The 15713-nt window shown below is 69.3% G+C and carries 14 protein-coding genes and 1 pseudogene; 3 read left to right on the top strand and 12 right to left on the bottom strand.

The features are described from left to right. Window positions 1-207: 207 nt before the first annotated feature. From cysE to VQ03_RS16920, 3 genes are all read right to left on the bottom strand, one after another. Window positions 208-1047, bottom strand: a complete 840-nt coding sequence (cysE, locus tag VQ03_RS16930) for a serine O-acetyltransferase (protein WP_048452071.1) — start codon at window positions 1045-1047, stop codon at window positions 208-210. A gap of 135 nt (window positions 1048-1182) precedes the next feature. Further along, on the bottom strand, window positions 1183-1974 hold the full coding sequence (locus VQ03_RS16925; protein ID WP_048452070.1) for a response regulator: 792 nt from the start codon (window positions 1972-1974) through the stop codon (window positions 1183-1185). Between the two features lie 201 nt (window positions 1975-2175). Further along, window positions 2176-2403 (bottom strand): hypothetical protein, encoded by a 228-nt coding sequence (locus VQ03_RS16920; RefSeq protein ID WP_048452069.1) that lies wholly within the window; start codon window positions 2401-2403, stop codon window positions 2176-2178. A gap of 314 nt (window positions 2404-2717) precedes the next feature. On the opposite strand from VQ03_RS16920, the gene VQ03_RS16915 reads away from it, so the two are divergent. Further along, the gene (locus VQ03_RS16915; RefSeq protein WP_048452068.1) at window positions 2718-4466 is read left to right on the top strand and encodes an ATP-binding response regulator; all 1749 of its coding nucleotides are present in this window, start codon (window positions 2718-2720) and stop codon (window positions 4464-4466) included. 139 nt (window positions 4467-4605) lie between these two features. On the opposite strand, the gene VQ03_RS16910 is transcribed toward VQ03_RS16915, so the two are convergent. From VQ03_RS16910 to VQ03_RS16875, 9 genes and pseudogenes are all read right to left on the bottom strand, one after another. Then, window positions 4606-5085: a DUF2306 domain-containing protein gene (locus tag VQ03_RS16910; protein WP_048452067.1), complete on the bottom strand. Its 480-nt coding sequence runs from the start codon at window positions 5083-5085 to the stop codon at window positions 4606-4608. A gap of 122 nt (window positions 5086-5207) precedes the next feature. Next, on the bottom strand, window positions 5208-5498 hold the full coding sequence (locus VQ03_RS16905) for a formate dehydrogenase subunit delta (protein WP_048452066.1): 291 nt from the start codon (window positions 5496-5498) through the stop codon (window positions 5208-5210). A 10-nt stretch (window positions 5499-5508) separates the two neighbouring features. After that, window positions 5509-6330 (bottom strand): formate dehydrogenase accessory sulfurtransferase FdhD, encoded by an 822-nt coding sequence (gene fdhD / locus VQ03_RS16900; RefSeq protein ID WP_083468055.1) that lies wholly within the window; start codon window positions 6328-6330, stop codon window positions 5509-5511. Further along, window positions 6317-9178 (bottom strand): formate dehydrogenase subunit alpha, encoded by a 2862-nt coding sequence (gene fdhF, locus VQ03_RS16895; RefSeq protein WP_048452064.1) that lies wholly within the window; start codon window positions 9176-9178, stop codon window positions 6317-6319. Before fdhF ends, fdhD begins: the two co-directional genes overlap by 14 nt. 11 nt (window positions 9179-9189) lie before the next feature. Continuing rightward, window positions 9190-10752: a formate dehydrogenase beta subunit gene (locus VQ03_RS16890; RefSeq protein WP_048452063.1), complete on the bottom strand. Its 1563-nt coding sequence runs from the start codon at window positions 10750-10752 to the stop codon at window positions 9190-9192. Beyond that, window positions 10749-11246: a formate dehydrogenase subunit gamma gene (locus tag VQ03_RS16885; protein ID WP_048452062.1), complete on the bottom strand. Its 498-nt coding sequence runs from the start codon at window positions 11244-11246 to the stop codon at window positions 10749-10751. Before VQ03_RS16885 ends, VQ03_RS16890 begins: the two co-directional genes overlap by 4 nt. A 61-nt stretch (window positions 11247-11307) precedes the next feature. Beyond that, on the bottom strand, window positions 11308-11541 hold the full coding sequence (locus VQ03_RS33100; protein WP_157064138.1) for a hypothetical protein: 234 nt from the start codon (window positions 11539-11541) through the stop codon (window positions 11308-11310). Between the two features lie 123 nt (window positions 11542-11664). Further along, window positions 11665-11859: pseudogene (locus VQ03_RS16880) on the bottom strand (methyl-accepting chemotaxis protein); the annotation flags it as partial. Window positions 11860-11874: 15 nt separating this feature from the next. Further along, window positions 11875-12783, bottom strand: coding sequence for a LysR family transcriptional regulator (locus VQ03_RS16875; RefSeq protein ID WP_048452060.1), 909 nt, complete (start codon window positions 12781-12783; stop codon window positions 11875-11877). Between the two features lie 300 nt (window positions 12784-13083). Between VQ03_RS16875 and coxB the strand changes: the two genes are divergently transcribed. Together coxB and ctaD are read left to right on the top strand one after the other, a co-directional pair. Next, window positions 13084-13956, top strand: coding sequence for a cytochrome c oxidase subunit II (gene coxB / locus VQ03_RS16870; protein ID WP_048452059.1), 873 nt, complete (start codon window positions 13084-13086; stop codon window positions 13954-13956). A gap of 83 nt (window positions 13957-14039) precedes the next feature. Next, window positions 14040-15668 carry a cytochrome c oxidase subunit I gene (gene ctaD, locus VQ03_RS16865; protein ID WP_048452058.1) on the top strand — a complete coding sequence of 543 codons (1629 nt, stop codon included), beginning with the start codon at window positions 14040-14042 and terminating at the stop codon, window positions 15666-15668. Window positions 15669-15713 lie beyond the last annotated feature (45 nt).

Genomic DNA, 15713 nt, shown 5'->3' with positions numbered 1-15713 from the left:
GCCGCCTTCATCGAGGATCCCGAAGCCGCGGGCGGGTTCGGGATGCGACAACGCCCCTCCCCTTCGGGCATGCCGCGGGGGCTGTCCACGGGGGTTTCGGGTCGGTAGGGCCCCGCCTTGCCACGGCAGGGCCGGGTGGGCAAGGCGGCTTTGGCCCGGCGAGATCCCGGGCGTACGATCCCGAGCCCGAAGATCCCGGGCTCGGCGTCAGATCCCGTCCATCAGATGGATGAACTGGTCCATCGACCGTGCCGGGTCGGAGCAGCCGGCCGAGCCCACCACCCGGGCCGGCACGCCCACCACCGTGGTGCAGGGCGGCACCGCCTGGAGCACCACCGAGCCGGCGGCGACCCGGGCGCGGGCCCCGACCTCGATGTTGCCGAGGATCTTGGCACCGGCCCCGATCATCACGCCATGCCGGATCTTCGGATGGCGGTCGCCGCCATGCTTGCCGGTGCCGCCGAGGGTGACGCCGTGCAGGATCGACACCTCGTCCTCGATCACCGCCGTCGAGCCGACGACGAGGCCGGTGGCGTGGTCGAGGAAGATGCCGCGGCCGATCCGGGCCGCCGGGTGGATGTCGGTCTGGAAGACCTCGGAGGAGCGGCTCTGCAGGTAGAGCGCGAGGTCACGCCGGCCGCGGGTCCACAGCCAGTGGCTGAGGCGATGCGCCTGGATGGCGTGGAAGCCCTTGAAGTACAGGACCGGCTCGATCGCCCGGCCGGCGGCGGGGTCGCGGTCGATCACCGCGCCGATATCGGCCCGGAAGGCCTGGCCGATGCCGGAATCGTCCGCCACCGCCTCGCCGAAGCTCTGGGCGATCAGGTCGGCGGTGAGGGCCGGATGGCCGAGCCGCGAGGCGACCCGGTGCGCCACCGCCGATTCGAGGGTGGCGTGGTTGAGCACGCTGGCGAACAGGAACGAGGCGAGGCGCGGCTCGTCGCGCATCACGGCCTCGGCCTCCTGGCGCAGCCGATGCCAGACCGGATCGACGGTGCCGGCGACCGGACCGGCGTCGGGGATGGTGGGAGCGGGGCTGGACGACAACGACCTTCTCCTCGGCAGCCAAGGCGGGCGGACGAAACTCCCCCCGCCGCTCACGGCGCAACGGCATTCTCCCGGAATAGCGTGGCGAGACATTCCCCATTCATCAAGCCCCCCCGATGCGGGGCAGGCCCGCCCTCAATCGCCGTCGGGCCGGAAAACGTATCCCATGCCCCTGACGGTCTTGATGAAACGGGGATTTGCCGGATCGGGCTCGACCTTCTTGCGGATCCGGTTGATCCGCACGTCGATCGCCCGGTCGAACGCCTCGGGGTCGCGGGCATCCGCGAGGTCGAGCAGGCGCTCCCGGGTCAGCACGCGCTTGGGGTTGTCGAGGAAGGCCTTGAGCAGGGCGTATTCGGAGCGGGTCAGGATCTGCTCGGCGCCGGCCTCGTCGCGCAGGCGCAGGGTCTCGGTATCGACGATCATCCGGCCGAAGCGGAGGCCGTTTTCCTGCCGCCCTCCCGGCAGAGCCCCTTGCGGAGTCCCTTGCCGAGCCCCTTGCTGAGCCTCCTGCTGCATCGCCGGCCGGGCCGGTTCGGAGGGCGCGCGCGCCTGGGCCGCCCGGCGCATCACCGAGCGGATCCGGGCGACCAGCTCGCGCAGCTCGCAGGGCTTGGGGAGGTAATCGTCGGCTCCGAGCTCGAGGCCGACCACCCGGTCGATCGGGCTCGCCGTGGCGGTCAGCATGATGATCGGCACGCTCGACCGGCCCTTGAGGTCGCGCACGATCGACAGTCCGTCCTCCTCCGGCATATTGAGGTCGAGGACGATCAGGTCGGGCGTGATCTCGGCCAGCCGCCGGCGCAAGGCGCCGCCGCCGTCGCACAGGCTGACCTCGAAGCCGTGCATCCGCAGGTAATCGCCCACCATGGCGCGGGCATCGGCCTCGTCGTCCACCACGACGACGTGCGGAGCGCTCCCCGTCATCGCACCGCCCACGGGCTGCGGGCAGCCCGCCCGCTTCCCAGCCTCGCCATCATCCCGCGCCCCCGTGCCGGAGCGGCCCCGAAGCCCGGGGCGCCGGTGACGACAATGCCGTGCCGAGCGCTTTCCGTCCACGTGTCGCGCTCTCACGGGAGGCGCGGCACCGAAATTGTCCTCAGATCATCGGGTCGTCAGGGCCCCGGATCAGCCGAGGATGCCGACGAGCCGCTCGGCGATCCGGGCGCGGGAGGCGGCCGAGAGGGCGCCGGGCGCCTCGGCCTCGATCAGGGCGGCGATCTGGGCCAGGCTCGGACCGCGCGGACGGGATGCCTGCAGGAGCGCGTTCAGGGCAGCGAGGTCGTCCCGCCACGGCGCCTCCTCGGGCAGGGGAGCGGCGGTCGCATCGACATGTCCCGGGACCACGTGAAGCATGGCGTGCCTCCCTTCTCTGCAAGCGCGGCGCTTGTAGGCGGGTTCTGTTTCAAGACCATTGCATCCCGATCGTGCCGGTTCAGGATGTGCTCTCGCGCACCAGACATCCCATGTCGTCGTTCGCGCGCGGCCGCATGCGCCGACGTCGCGGCAAGATGCCGCCGGCACGGGGACCGGCCGAGACCGGCGGAGCCGCGTCGCGCGGGCCCTGTCGTCTGCGGCGAGCTTGTCGTACCGCCCTCGTCCGGCCAGGATGCCGGCACGAAGCCTTGCGGGCCTGCGCCGCGGTCGCAGTCCCGGCACCTGGACGGTCGATGAGCGAAGACGACATCCTCTTCCTGCTGCCGGACGACGAGCCCGGCGAGGACATGCCTGCCGCTTCCTGGCCGGTGATGGTGGTGGACGACGATCCGGCCGTGCACGAAGGCACCCGCTTCGCCCTGTCGGGCTACGGCCTCGACGGGGCGGGGCTCGAGCTCATCTCCGCCTACTCGGCGGCGGAGGCCAGGACCCTGCTGTCGGCCCGGCGCGGCATGGCGGTGATCCTGCTCGACGTGGTGATGGAGACCGACGATGCGGGCCTGAAGCTCGTCGACTTCGTGCGGCGCGAATTGAAGGACGACACGGTGCGCATCATCCTGCGCACCGGCCAGCCCGGCCAGGCGCCGGAGCGGCGGGTGATCGTCGATTACGACATCAACGACTACAAGGCGAAGACCGAGCTCACCGCCGACAAGCTGTTCACCAGCCTGACCGCCGCCTTGCGCGCCTACCAGCAGCTCAAGCGGCTGGAGGAGACGAGACGCGGGCTCGAGATCATCATCGACGCCGCCCCGATGCTGCTCGACTACAAGTCGATGCAGCGGCTGGCCGAGGGCGTGCTGACCCAGGTCTCCTCGCTCCTCAACGTCGCCTGCGAGGGCATCCTGGTCCTGCGCGAGCAATCCGGCCCGCAGGACGCCGTGAGCGTGCTCGCCGGCTCGGGCTGCTACCAGCACCTCGCCGGAGGGGACGGGCCGCGGCCCCTCGACGACGACGTGCGCGAGATCGTCGCCCGCGCCTTCACCGAGCGGCGCCACACCTTCGGCGACCGGTGGTCGACCCTCTACGTCCACACCGCCAGCGGCAGCGAGATCGTCGCCCTCCTGAAGGCCGACCGCTCGCTCTCGGAGACCGACCGCGCGCTCATCGGCCTGTTCACCTCGCGCCTGTCAGTCGCCTTCGACAACGTGATCCTCTACGAGCAATTGCAGCGGGCCAATATCGGCCTGGAGCAGCGGGTGGTGGAGCGCACCGGCGAGCTGATGCGGGCCAACCGCCGGCTCGCCATGCAGCGCTCGGACCTGCGCCGCGCCAACCAGCTCAAGACCGAGATCCTGGGCACGGTCGCCCACGACCTGAAGAATCCGCTCGCCGTCATCCTCGGCCGGACCGAGATGCTGGGCGACATGATCGAGGCCCGCCCGCAACCCACCGAGGCGATGCACGCCCAGATCGGCCATATCCGCGAGACGGCGCGCCGCCTGACCGGCATGATCGAGACCCTGATCGCCGACGCGATGAACGACGCCCTCGACATCACACTCCGGCGCGAGCCGGTGGATTTCGCGAGCCTCGCCCGCGAGGTGTCGCAGGCCAACGGGCCGCTGGCCGAGACCAAGGGCCAGACCCTGCGCTCGGAGATCCCCGACAGCCTCACGCTCCACGGCGACGCCGAGCGGCTGCGGGAGGCGATGGACAACCTGATCTCGAACGCCATCAAGTACTCGCCGGCCGGCGCCGAGATCGTCGTCACGGTGACGCGCGAGGCGGATGATACGATCTACGCCGTGCGCGACCACGGCCCCGGCCTGTCGCCGGAGGATATCGGCCGTCTGTTCGGGCGCTTCCAGCGCCTCTCGGCCAAGCCCACAGCCGGCGAGGGCTCGACGGGGCTCGGGCTCTCCATCGTCAAGCGCATCGCCGAACTGCATGGCGGCCGGGCCACCGCGGAGAGCCACGAGGGCGGGGCGGGATCGACCTTTGCGATTCGGCTACCGACGGGTGGTGGGGAGGCGGCGTGATGAGCTCGTGTTGACTGCCGATCAGGACGCCATCCTGCGCCGGACGCCGGCCAGCGGCTCATCGACCGGCCACGGGTCGGCGCTGCGGAGTGCAGCATCCGGGCCGCTCCTGCCAGCTACGTCTCACGGCATCTCTTGGTCATACGGCATCTCTTGCGGCTGGTTGATGGCGGAGGATGAGAGTCCGGCCGACCAGCGTCACGGTCAGCGTGACCGCAAAGGTCACAAGCCAGGCCTGGTCCGAATTTCTGAGGGGCAGGGCGCGCACGACGAGTTCGGTCGCCGCCGCGGCCAGCAACCCGACATAGGCCCACGAGATTCGGAAAAAGTGTCTCTCGCGCCAGTCGGCGCGTCGAGGTGAGCGGAGCACCGGCCACATGCCGGCAGCTATGCATGCAAGGCTTGCCAGCGCCCCGAAATGCAGGATGTTAAACCCACCCGTGAACTCGAAGACGAGCAGCGCCGCGAAATCTGCGATCAGCAGGGCATAGACGAACGCATAGCCAACGGCCCGATGCAGGCTGCCACGCTTGCGAGTCAGGAACTGCACCATTCCGAGCACGATCGCGGCCGCAGCCAGCACGGTATGAATGGCTCCCGGCATGGTGAGGCTGGGCATGTCATCTGCTCCTTCCCCGGACCGTGCTGTTACAGAGCGCGTCGCCCTGGCCCTTTCCGCTCGATCACACCGTCAGATGACCATAGGTCATCCCTGCCTGCAAGACTGCTGGGCGACCCGCCTCACCCCGCGTCGCTCGCTCCCAGCCCCTGCTCGTGCGGATCCGTCACCGCGTCGGGAATCGGGCTGCGCGCCTTCGGGGTGATCTGGAGAGCGGTCAGTGCCAGCGGGTCGAGGCCGTGATCGGCCTCCCGGCAGTAAGAGACGAGCTGGTCGCGCATGCGCGGGGTCCAGAACGCCACGATGTGCTTGTGGATGCCCGCCACCGCCTCGTCCTCCGGATAGGAGCGGAAGAAGGCGGCGATCTGGTTCGCCATGCGGACGAGCTTCTCGCTGGGATCGACGGCGCTCATGGAAAATCACTCACGGAACGGTCAGGCGCTCGGGCGCGGTGAACAGGGTGACGGTGTCGCGGCGGGCGATCGCCGCCAGGGTCAGGCCGTGGCGGGCGGCACGCTCGACCGCCAGCGAGGTCGGGGCCGAGATCGCCACCAGCACGGCCGCGCCGAAGCTCGCGGCCTTCTCGACCATCTCGAACGAGCAGCGGCTGGTGATGACGAGGAAGCCATCCTCGGGACGGATGCCGGCCCGCAGGAGCGCGCCGATCAGCTTGTCGAGGGCGTTGTGGCGTCCGACATCCTCGCGCACCATCGCGACGGTCCCGTCGCGGTCGGCCCAGGCGGCGGCGTGCACGGCGCGGGTCTCGCGGCCGAGCACCTGGAGGTCGTCGAGCGCCCGCAAGGCCCGCTCGACCGCCGAGAGAGAGACCGTGACGCCGTCTGCGGCGCGCCGCTCGGCCTTCGGGATGTCCTTCAGGTCGTCGATGCCGCAGACGCCGCAGCCGGTCCGGCCCGACAAAGCCCGCTTGCGGGCGAGGTGCTCGCGCAGCCGGCCCGGGGCGAGGTCGACGACGAGGCGCAAGCCCCCTTCCCCGGCCTCGACCACGGCGCCGCGGATCTCCTCCGCACCGGCCACGATTCCTTCGGTCAGGCTGAAGCCGTAGGCGAAATCCTCGAGATCCGCCGGCGTCGTCATCATGACCGCGTAGGGCACGTCGCCGTAGACGACGTTCACCGGCATCTCGACGGCGAGCGGGCGAGTCCCCTCCCGCTCCTCGCCGCGCCCGTAGGCGACGGTCCGGATCGGGAGGGCCTGGCTCGTCGCGACGCCGCTACTCGGCGGCATCGAGGGTTTGGGCGATGCGGGTGAGAGAGATGTCTTCCTCATAGAACCGGGCCTGCCAATCGGACGGCCGGTTGGTACGCCGAACCTGCACCGCCGTCACCTTGTACTCGGGGCAGTTGGTCGCCCAGTCCGAGTAGTCGGTGGTGATGACGTTGGCGCCGGTCTTGGCGTGGTGGAAGGTGGTGTAGACCACCCCCGGCTGCATCCGCTCGGTGACCCGCGCCTTGAGGGCGATGTCGCCGGACCGGCTCTCCAGGCTGACGAGGTCGCCGTCGACGATGCCGCGGCTCTCGGCATCGAAGGGATGGATCTCCAGCACGTCCTCCGGATGCCACAGCGAGTTGGCCGTCCGCCGCGTCTGCGCCCCGACATTGTACTGCGACAGGATCCGGCCGGTGGTGAGGACCAGCGGGAACTTGCGGGTGGTCCGCTCGTCGGAGGGCACGAACTCGGTGAGCATGAACCGGCCCAAGCCCCGCACGAAGCGGTCGACATGCATCATCGGGGTGCCCTGCGGCGCCTTGTCGTTGCAGGGCCACTGGATCGAGCCGAGTTCGTCCAGCTTGGCGTAGGAGACGCCGGCGAAACTCGGGGTCAGGGACGCGATCTCGTCCATGATCTCGGACGGATGCGCGTAGTTCATCGGGTAGCCCAGCGCGTTGGAGAGCAGCACCGTGCCCTCCCAGTCGCCGTAGCCGCCCATCGGCGGCATCACCTGGCGCACCCGGCTGATCCGCCGCTCGGCATTGGTGAAGGTGCCGTCCTTCTCCAGGAACGAGGCGCCCGGCAGGAAGACGTGAGCGTATTTCGCCGTCTCGTTCAGGAACAGGTCCTGGACGACGATGCACTCCATCGCCCGTAAGCCCGCGGTGACGTGGTGCGTGTCGGGATCGGACTGGGCGATGTCCTCGCCCTGGATGTACAGGCCCTTGAACGTGCCGGCGACGGCCTCGTCCAGCATGTTGGTGATGCGCAGGCCCGGATTCGGCGACAGCGAGGCGCCCCAAAGGGCCTCGAAGGTCTCGCGGGTCGCGTCGTCCGAGACGTGGCGGTAGCCGGTCAGCTCGTGCGGGAACGAGCCCATGTCGCAGGAGCCCTGGACGTTGTTCTGGCCCCGCAGCGGGTTCACGCCCGCCCCCGGCTTGCCGATATTGCCGGTGGCCATGGCGAGGTTCGCCATGCCCATCACCATGGTCGAGCCCTGGCTGTGCTCGGTCACGCCGAGGCCGTAATAGATCGCCGCCGCGCCGCCGGTGGCATAGAGCCGGGCGGCCGCCCGCACCTCGGCCGGGTCGCAGCCGGTCAGCTCCTGCACCGCTTCCGGAGCGTGGCGCTCGTCGGCGATGAAGCGGGCCCAGATCTCGAAATCCTTCAGGTCGCAGCGCTCGCGGACATAGGCCTCGTCGATCAGGCCTTCCGTCACGATGGTGTGGGCGAGCGCGTTGACCATCGCCACGTTGGCGCCGGGCTTGACGGGCAGGTGGTGCGTCGACCGGATATGGGGCGACTTGACGAGGTCGATCCGCCGCGGGTCGATCACGATCAGCTTGGCGCCCTGGCGCAGGCGCTTCTTCATCCGCGAGCCGAAGACCGGGTGGCCGTCGGTCGGGTTGGCGCCGATCACCAGGATCACGTCGGAATCTTCGACCGACTTGAAGTCCTGGGTGCCGGCCGAGGTGCCCAGCGTCGACATCAGGCCGTAGCCGGTCGGCGAGTGGCAGACGCGGGCGCAGGTATCGACGTTGTTGTTGCCGAAGCCGGCGCGGACCAGCTTCTGGACGAGGTAGGCTTCCTCGTTGGTGCAGCGCGACGAGGTGATGCCGCCGATCGAGTCCTTGCCGTACTGGGCCTGGATGCGCTTGAAGGCCGAGGCCGCGTGCTGGATCGCCTCCTCCCAGGACACCTCGCGCCAGGGATCGGTGATCTTGTCACGCACCATCGGCTTGGTGATGCGATCCTTGTGGGTGGCGTAGCCGTAGGCGAAGCGGCCCTTGACGCAGGAATGGCCCTCGTTGGCCTTGCCGTCCTTATAGGGCACCATGCGGACGATCCGGTCGCCCTGCATCTCGGCCTTGAAGGCGCAGCCGACGCCGCAATAGGCGCAGGTCGTGACCTTGGAATGCTCCGGCTGGCCCATTTCGATGACGGACTTCTCCTGGAGCGTCGCCGTCGGGCAGGCCTGCACGCAGGCCCCGCAGGAGACGCACTCGGAATTGAAGAAGTCGGTCGGCCCAGCCGCCACCCGCGAATCGAAGCCGCGGCCGGAGATGGTCAGCGCGAAGGTGCCCTGCACCTCCTCGCAGGCCCGGACGCAGCGGTTGCAGACGATGCACTTCGACGGGTCGTAGGCGAAGTACGGGTTCGACTCGTCCTTCGGCAGATAGAGCTCGGAATTCTTCGAGACGTGGTTCGCCCCGTCATAGCCGTAGCGCACCTCGCGCAGGCCCACCGTGCCGGCCTGCGTCTGCAACTCGCAATCGCCGTTGGCCGAGCAGGTCAGGCAGTCGAGCGGGTGGTCGGAGATGTAGAGCTCCATCACCCCCTTGCGCAGGCGCGCGAGCTTGTCGCTCTGCGTGTGCACCACCATGCCGTTCTCGGCCGGCGTCGTGCAGGAAGCCGGCGTGCCGCGTCGCCCGTCGATCTCGACGAGGCAGAGGCGGCAGGAGCCGAAGGGCTCGAGCGAATCGGTGGCGCAGAGCTTCGGGATCTGGGTGCCCGCGTGCATCGCCGCCGCCATCACCGAGGTGCCGGCGGGCACCGTCACGCTCTGGCCGTCGATCGTCAGCGTCACGCTCTGGTCGGAGACGCGGATCGGGGTGCCGTAGTCGATTTCCTTGATGAGGGCCATCGGACGCGTCCTCACTCGGCGGCCAGCGGCAGCTTGGCGCCGCGGCCGGAAAAATCTTCCGGGAAATGGGTGAGCGCGCTCATCACGGGTACGGGCGTGAGCCCGCCCATGGCGCAGAGCGAACCGTCGGTCATGACCTCGCAGAGGTCGGTGACGAGGGCGAGGTTCTCGCGGGGCGATTCGCCGGCGAGCACCTTGTCGATCGTCTCCATGCCGCGCACAGCGCCGATCCGGCACGGCGTGCACTTGCCGCAGGACTCGGCGGCGCAGAACTCGAAGGCGAAGCGGGCCTGGCGGGCGAGGTCCACGGTGTCGTCGAACACCACGATGCCGCCGTGGCCGAGCAAGCCCTTCTTGGCCGCGAAGGCCTCGTAGTCGAGGGGTGTATCGAGGAGGGCTTCGGGGAAGTAGGCCCCGAGCGGCCCGCCGACCTGCACCGCCCGCAACGGCCTCCCTGAGGCGGTGCCGCCGCCGAAATCCTCGATGACTTCGCGGAGCGTCAGCCCGAAGGCGGTCTCGATCAGGCCGCCGCGCTTGACGTTGCCGGCGAGCTGGATCGGCAGGGTGCCGAGCGAGCGGCCCATGCCATAAGCCGCGTAAGCCGGGCCGCCATGCTCCAGGATCCACGGGACGGCGGCGAAGGAGAGCACGTTGTTGACGAGCGTCGGCTGCCCGAACAGGCCCTTGAGGGCCGGGATCGGGGGCTTGGCCCGCACGATGCCGCGCTTGCCCTCCAGGCTCTCCAGCAGCGAGGTCTCCTCGCCGCAGATATAGGCGCCGGCACCCAGCCGCACTTCGAGATGGAAGGCGTGGCCGGAGCCCATCACGTCCGCGCCGAGGTAACCGGCCCGCTCGGCGGCGCCGATCGCGGTTTCCAGCGCCGCGAAGGCATGGGGATACTCGGAGCGGCAATAGATGTAGCCGCGAGTGGCGCCCACCGCGACCGCCGCGATGGTCATGCCCTCGATCAGCGTGAGGGGATCGCCCTCCATCAGCATCCGGTCGGCGAAGGTGCCGGAATCGCCCTCGTCGGCGTTGCAGACCACGTATTTCTGCGGCGCTTGCGCCAGCATCACCGTGTTCCACTTGATGCCGGTGGGGAAGCCGGCACCACCCCGGCCGCGGAGCCCCGAGGCCTTCACCGCCTCGACGGTGCCGGCGGGCCCGGCCTTGAGCGCCGCTTCGAGGCCGCGATAGCCGCCATGGCCCCGGTAATCCTCGACCGAGGCCGGATCGATCACGCCGCAGCGGCCGAAGGTCAGGCGCTGCTGGCGGGCGAAATAGGACTGGTCCTCCGGCCGGCCGATCCGCAGGCGATGCGCGCCGCCTTGCGTCAGACCGGCATCGAGCAGGGATTCGATGTCGCCCGGCCGCACCGGCCCATAGGCGATGCGCCCCTCCGGCGTCTCGACTTCCAGAAGCGGCTCCAGCCACAGCATGCCGCGCGAGCCGGTGCGGACCAGATTCAGGTCGAGGCCGCGGGCCGTGGCGGCGCGGGTCAGCGCCCTGGCGACGCGGTCGGCGCCGAGCGCGAGGCTCGCGGCATCCTTCGGGAGATAGATCGTGATGCTCACGCGGCCCGCTCCGTCAGCGCACCCGCCAGGGTGTCGAGGTCGAGGCGGCCGACCGGCTCGCCATCGACCAGGGCGGCAGGGCCGCAGGCGCAGAGCCCGAGGCAGAAGACCGGCTCGACCGTCACCTGCCCGTCCCGGGTGGTGCCGTGCCAGGAGACGTCGTAGCGGCGCAGCACGTCCTCGTGCAGCGCGTCGGCGCCCATCGCCTGGCAGGCCTCGGCCCGGCACAGCTTCACGGTGTGGCGGCCCGCCGGCTCCTTGCGGAAATCGTGGTAGAAGGTGAGGCAGCCGTGGACTTCCGCCCGCGACAGGTTCAGCGCCTCGGCGATCAGCGGCACCGAAGCGGCATCGACGTAGCCGAAGGCCTCCTGCAGCGCGTGCAGGATCGGCAGGGTCGCCCCCTCGCGGTGGGCATGGCCGGCGATGATCCCGGCCGCCCGCTCGGCGTCCCAGGGTTCGTGCGCGGCTCCTCGGCCAAGGTCTCGGCCCGACATCGGTTTCCAACCCAGATCGTTATCGCTCTAATGTTCAACCTCGCCGGTCCGGGAGGCCGGATCAATCGCGCGGTTCGGTGATGCGACAAGGAATTTTTGTTGAAACGGGCCTGCACAGGGGAGAAAGGCAGCGTGAGTGACGCGCCTGCGACCAAAGTCCCCGAAGGGCGATCGGGTTGACGATCACCCCGCGCAAACCCGGTTGCCCCTGCACCCTTTCCACAGGCCCATCATCGATTTTGCCGCTGAGCTTGCGGATGACGCAGAGTCCGATCACGCCGTAATCGCTGTCCACGTCGAAGGATCATAAGGTCCCGATCGGACCGATCGCCCGCCTGGAAACTTAACCACCGGTCTTCGTCCAGGAGCCAGGCGGCAGAGCCCGAAAACCCCGAAACACGGATGGCTCCGGCTGCCTGGTCTCGTTCACCTCCGCGACGGCGGCTTGGGCGAGCCCGGCCGAGCTCTGCCCCTGGCTGGCCATCTCGTACACCGACGCACCGAGTTCCTCGGCGGCCGCCGCCACGGTGTCGACGTTGACGGCGGCTTCCTCGGCAGCGGCCGCGACGGTCGTCGACCGGCCCGCCGTCTCGGTGGCGGCCATGGTCCCCTGCACCGGCCCGAATGCTCAAAGCGCCGCCACCTCCGCCGCCAATTCGGGCGCGATCGCCCGCGCCTCGGAGAGGAAGGCGGCGACGAGCGGGGTCATCGGGTCGCGCTCGGGCACGATGAGGCCGATCGTGTGGCTGACATCCGGGTCGGTGATCGGCACCGCCCGCACCCGCTCGGTGAGGCGGAAGGTCTCGGCGAGGGCCGCCGGCATGATGCTCGCCCACTTGGCGGTGCGCACATGGGTGACGAGCACGATCATCGAGTTCGATTCGAGGAGCGGGGCCGGCTCGGCGCCCGCGGCGCGCAGGTGGCGGTCGATGATGCGGCGGTTCTGCATCGCCGGGGTCAGCAGGCAGAGTGGGATGCGCCCGACCTCGGCCCAGGTGACGCTGTCGCGCCCGCCATAGATCCCGTCGGCGGCGGTGAGCAGCCGGTAGTGCTCGCGGTAGAGCGGAAGCGCCGTGACGCGGCCGAGGGGCTCGTCCTCCAGGTAGGTCAGCCCGGCATCGAGCTCGAGATTGGCGATCTGCCGGCCGATCTCGTGCGAGGTCGAGGACTGCACCGAGAACCGTACCGCCGGGTGACGGGCGCGGAACGGCGTCGTGAGCGCGGCGACCATCGGGGTCGCGGTCGGCACCGCCGCCATCCGCAGCGTGCCCGACAGGCCGCGGCGCAGGGTCGCCACCTCCTGGCGCATCGCCCGGACATCCCCGACGATGCGTCGCGCCCAGTCGAGCACCCGCTCGCCTTCCGGGGTGAAGCCCTGGAAGCGCGAGCCGCGTTGCACCAGGAGCACACCGAGGCGCTCCTCGAGCTGCTTGACCCCCGCCGAGAGGGTCTGCTGCGACACCCCGCAGGCCTGGGCGGCGCGGCCGAAATGCTGCTCGCGGGCCAGCGCCAGGATGAACTCGAGACGGTCGATCATCGAAGGGTAAGGGGCACGTCCGGCCGTCCGAAGTCGCGCCGCGGAATCGCGCGCTGTTTTACGGAATCATTCGAGCCTCCGGACGAATGTCCAGTGCCTACAAGCGATTTCCGGACGCCGATGCGACGCCAACGCCGTTGCGCTTGCGGCGACAGTGTGGTGAGAGACGCCGACCGGGTCTCGGCCGGAAACCGGCCGCAGGGCGGCGAGCCGGCACCGCGCGGCCGAAACGGGACGGCGCTCCCGCCGCGCGGGCAGCCGTTGCCGGCAGACAGCCTGTTGGGGAGCATCGAGGGCACCATGGGGATGGCGAGGGCGCAAGGACGGCCGGCGGGCCGGGGCTTCTGGGGACGCGCCGCGGCGCTGGCAGCGACCGGAATCCTGGGCTCCGCGACGGTCGCGGCGGCGGCGGGCGTGGGCCAGCCGGTGCCGTGGCAGATGGACCTGCAGCAGCCGGTGACCGAGGTGGCGACGGAAATCTACAATTTCCACCACCTCCTGAACTGGATCATGCTGGTCGTCGTCCTGTTCGTGCTCGCGCTGCTGATCGCGGTGGTGGTCAAGTTCAACGAGCGCAAGAACCCGACCCCGTCACGCACCACCCACAACACGATGCTCGAGGTCGCCTGGACGATCGTCCCGGTGCTGATCCTGGTGGCGATCGCGATCCCGTCCTTCCGGGTGCTGCGCACGCAGCTCTCCGACCCGAAGGCCGACCTGATGGTCAAGGTCATCGGCCACGCCTGGTACTGGTCCTACGAGTATCCGCAGGATGTCGGCGGCTTCAAGTTCGACGCCAACCTGCTGGAGGGCGAGGACCAGGAGAAGTCCGGCCAGCCCAAGCTGCTCGCCACCGACAACGAGATGGTGGTGCCGGTGAACAAGATCGTGAAGATCCAGGTCACCGCCGCCGACGTGATGCATTCCTGGGCGATGCCGTCCTTCGGCTTCAAGATCGACGCGATCCCCGGCCGCCTCAACCAGTTCTGGTTCAAGGCCGACCGCGAGGGCGTCTATCACGGCCAGTGCTCGGAGCTGTGCGGCCAGCGCCACGCCTACATGCCGATCACCGTGAAGGTGGTGAGCGAGCAGGCCTTCCAGGCCTGGACCGCCGAGGCCAAGACCAAGTTCGCCCGCACCGACGGCGGCGCCAAATTCGCCGACGCGCGCTGATTTCATGACGCGGGGCGCCGCCGCCGGCGCGCCCCGCCCCTTTCGCCAGACCGACCGAGACATTCCTCGAAGAGGCTGACCCCATGGCTCACGCCGTCACGGCAGGGCACGACCACGCCCACGACCACACGCCACCGTTCTTCCAGCGCTGGTTCAACTCGACCAACCACAAGGACATCGGCACGCTCTACCTGCTGTTCGCCTTCTCGGCGGGCATCGTCGGCGCGTTCCTGTCCTTCGGCATCCGGATGGAGATGGAGGCTCCCGGCCTCCAGTACTTCTCCAACCCGCAGACCTACAACGTGTTCGTGACCGGGCACGGCCTCATCATGGTGTTCTTCATGGTGATGCCGGCCCTCATCGGCGGGTTCGGCAACTGGTTCGTGCCGCTGATGATCGGCGCGCCGGACATGGCGTTCCCGCGCATGAACAACATCTCGTTCTGGCTGACGGTCGCGGGCTTCATGAGCCTCGTCTGCTCGCTGTTCGTCGAGGGCGCGCCCGGCGCGGTCGGCGCCGGCACCGGCTGGACCGTCTACCCGCCGCTCTCCACCGCCGGCCATCCCGGCCCGGCCGTCGACTTCGCGATCTTCGCCCTGCACCTGTCGGGCGCCGGCTCGATCCTCGGCGCCATCAACTTCATCACCACCATCCTGAACATGCGCGCGCCGGGCATGACCCTGCACAAGATGCCGCTGTTCGCCTGGTCGATGCTGGTGACCGCCTTCCTGCTGCTGCTGTCGCTGCCCGTGCTCGCCGGCGCGATCACCATGCTGCTCACCGACCGCAACTTCGGCACGACCTTCTTCGATCCGGCCGGCGGCGGTGACCCGATCCTGTACCAGCACCTGTTCTGGTTCTTCGGCCACCCCGAAGTCTACATCATGATCCTGCCGGCCTTCGGCATCGTCTCGCACATCATCTCGACCTTCTCGCGCAAGCCGGTCTTCGGCTACCTGGCGATGGCCTACGCGATGGTGGCGATCGGCGTCGTCGGCTTCGTGGTGTGGGCCCACCACATGTACACCGTGGGTCTCACGCTCCAGACCCAGTCCTACTTCGTGTTCGCCACCATGGTGATCGCGGTTCCCACCGGCGTGAAGATCTTCTCCTGGATCGCCACGATGTGGGGCGGCTCGATCCGCTTCACCGCCGCCATGCACTGGGCCGTCGGCTTCGTGTTCCTGTTCACCGTCGGCGGCGTCACCGGCGTGATCCTGGCCAACGCCGCCGTCGACCGCTACCTGCACGACACCTACTATGTCGTGGCGCACTTCCACTACGTGCTGTCGCTCGGCGCGGTGTTCATCATCTTCGCCGGTGTCTACTACTGGTTCCCGAAGATGACCGGCCGCATCATACCGGAATGGGCCGGCAAGCTGCACTTCTGGCTCGCCTTCATCGGCGCCAACGTGCTGTTCTTCCCGATGCACTTCCTGGGTCTCGCCGGCATGCCGCGTCGCTACGCCGACTACCCGGAGGCCTTCGCGGGCTGGCACTGGGTCGCCACGATGGGCGGTCACATCTTCGCGCTGGGCATGGTCGTGTTCGTCATCGGCGTCGTCCTCGCCTTCCGCTCCAAGGAGCGGGCCGCGGACAACCCGTGGGGCGAGGGTGCCACCACCCTGGAGTGGACCCTGACCTCGCCGCCGCCCTTCCACCAGTACGAGACCCTGCCGGTGATCGTGGACGAGCCGTCCCACGCCCACTGAACGGAACACGGTTCGCCGCGAAATCCCGCGGCGAACCAACATAGG

It is taken from the genome of Methylobacterium tarhaniae (genome assembly GCF_001043955.1).
In the GTDB taxonomy this organism is placed as follows: Bacteria; Pseudomonadota; Alphaproteobacteria; order Rhizobiales; family Beijerinckiaceae; genus Methylobacterium; species Methylobacterium tarhaniae.
This window is presented reverse-complemented; position numbering and strand designations above follow the sequence as displayed.

Excerpts from the sequence above, each read along its gene's own strand:
- VQ03_RS16925 (WP_048452070.1), bottom strand. The coding sequence starts at position 1,974 with ATGACGGGGAGCGCTCCGCACGTCGTCGTGGTGGACGACGAGGCCGAT.
- VQ03_RS16920 (WP_048452069.1), bottom strand. The coding sequence starts at position 2,403 with ATGCTTCACGTGGTCCCGGGACATGTCGATGCGACCGCCGCTCCCCTG.
- VQ03_RS16915 (WP_048452068.1), top strand. The coding sequence starts at position 2,718 with ATGAGCGAAGACGACATCCTCTTCCTGCTGCCGGACGACGAGCCCGGC.
- VQ03_RS16910 (WP_048452067.1), bottom strand. The coding sequence starts at position 5,085 with ATGCCCAGCCTCACCATGCCGGGAGCCATTCATACCGTGCTGGCTGCG.
- VQ03_RS16905 (WP_048452066.1), bottom strand. The coding sequence starts at position 5,498 with ATGAGCGCCGTCGATCCCAGCGAGAAGCTCGTCCGCATGGCGAACCAG.
- fdhD (WP_083468055.1), bottom strand. The coding sequence starts at position 6,330 with ATGCCGCCGAGTAGCGGCGTCGCGACGAGCCAGGCCCTCCCGATCCGG.
- fdhF (WP_048452064.1), bottom strand. The coding sequence starts at position 9,178 with ATGGCCCTCATCAAGGAAATCGACTACGGCACCCCGATCCGCGTCTCC.
- VQ03_RS16885 (WP_048452062.1), bottom strand. The coding sequence starts at position 11,246 with ATGTCGGGCCGAGACCTTGGCCGAGGAGCCGCGCACGAACCCTGGGAC.
- VQ03_RS16875 (WP_048452060.1), bottom strand. The coding sequence starts at position 12,783 with ATGATCGACCGTCTCGAGTTCATCCTGGCGCTGGCCCGCGAGCAGCAT.
- coxB (WP_048452059.1), top strand. The coding sequence starts at position 13,084 with ATGGGGATGGCGAGGGCGCAAGGACGGCCGGCGGGCCGGGGCTTCTGG.
- ctaD (WP_048452058.1), top strand. The coding sequence starts at position 14,040 with ATGGCTCACGCCGTCACGGCAGGGCACGACCACGCCCACGACCACACG.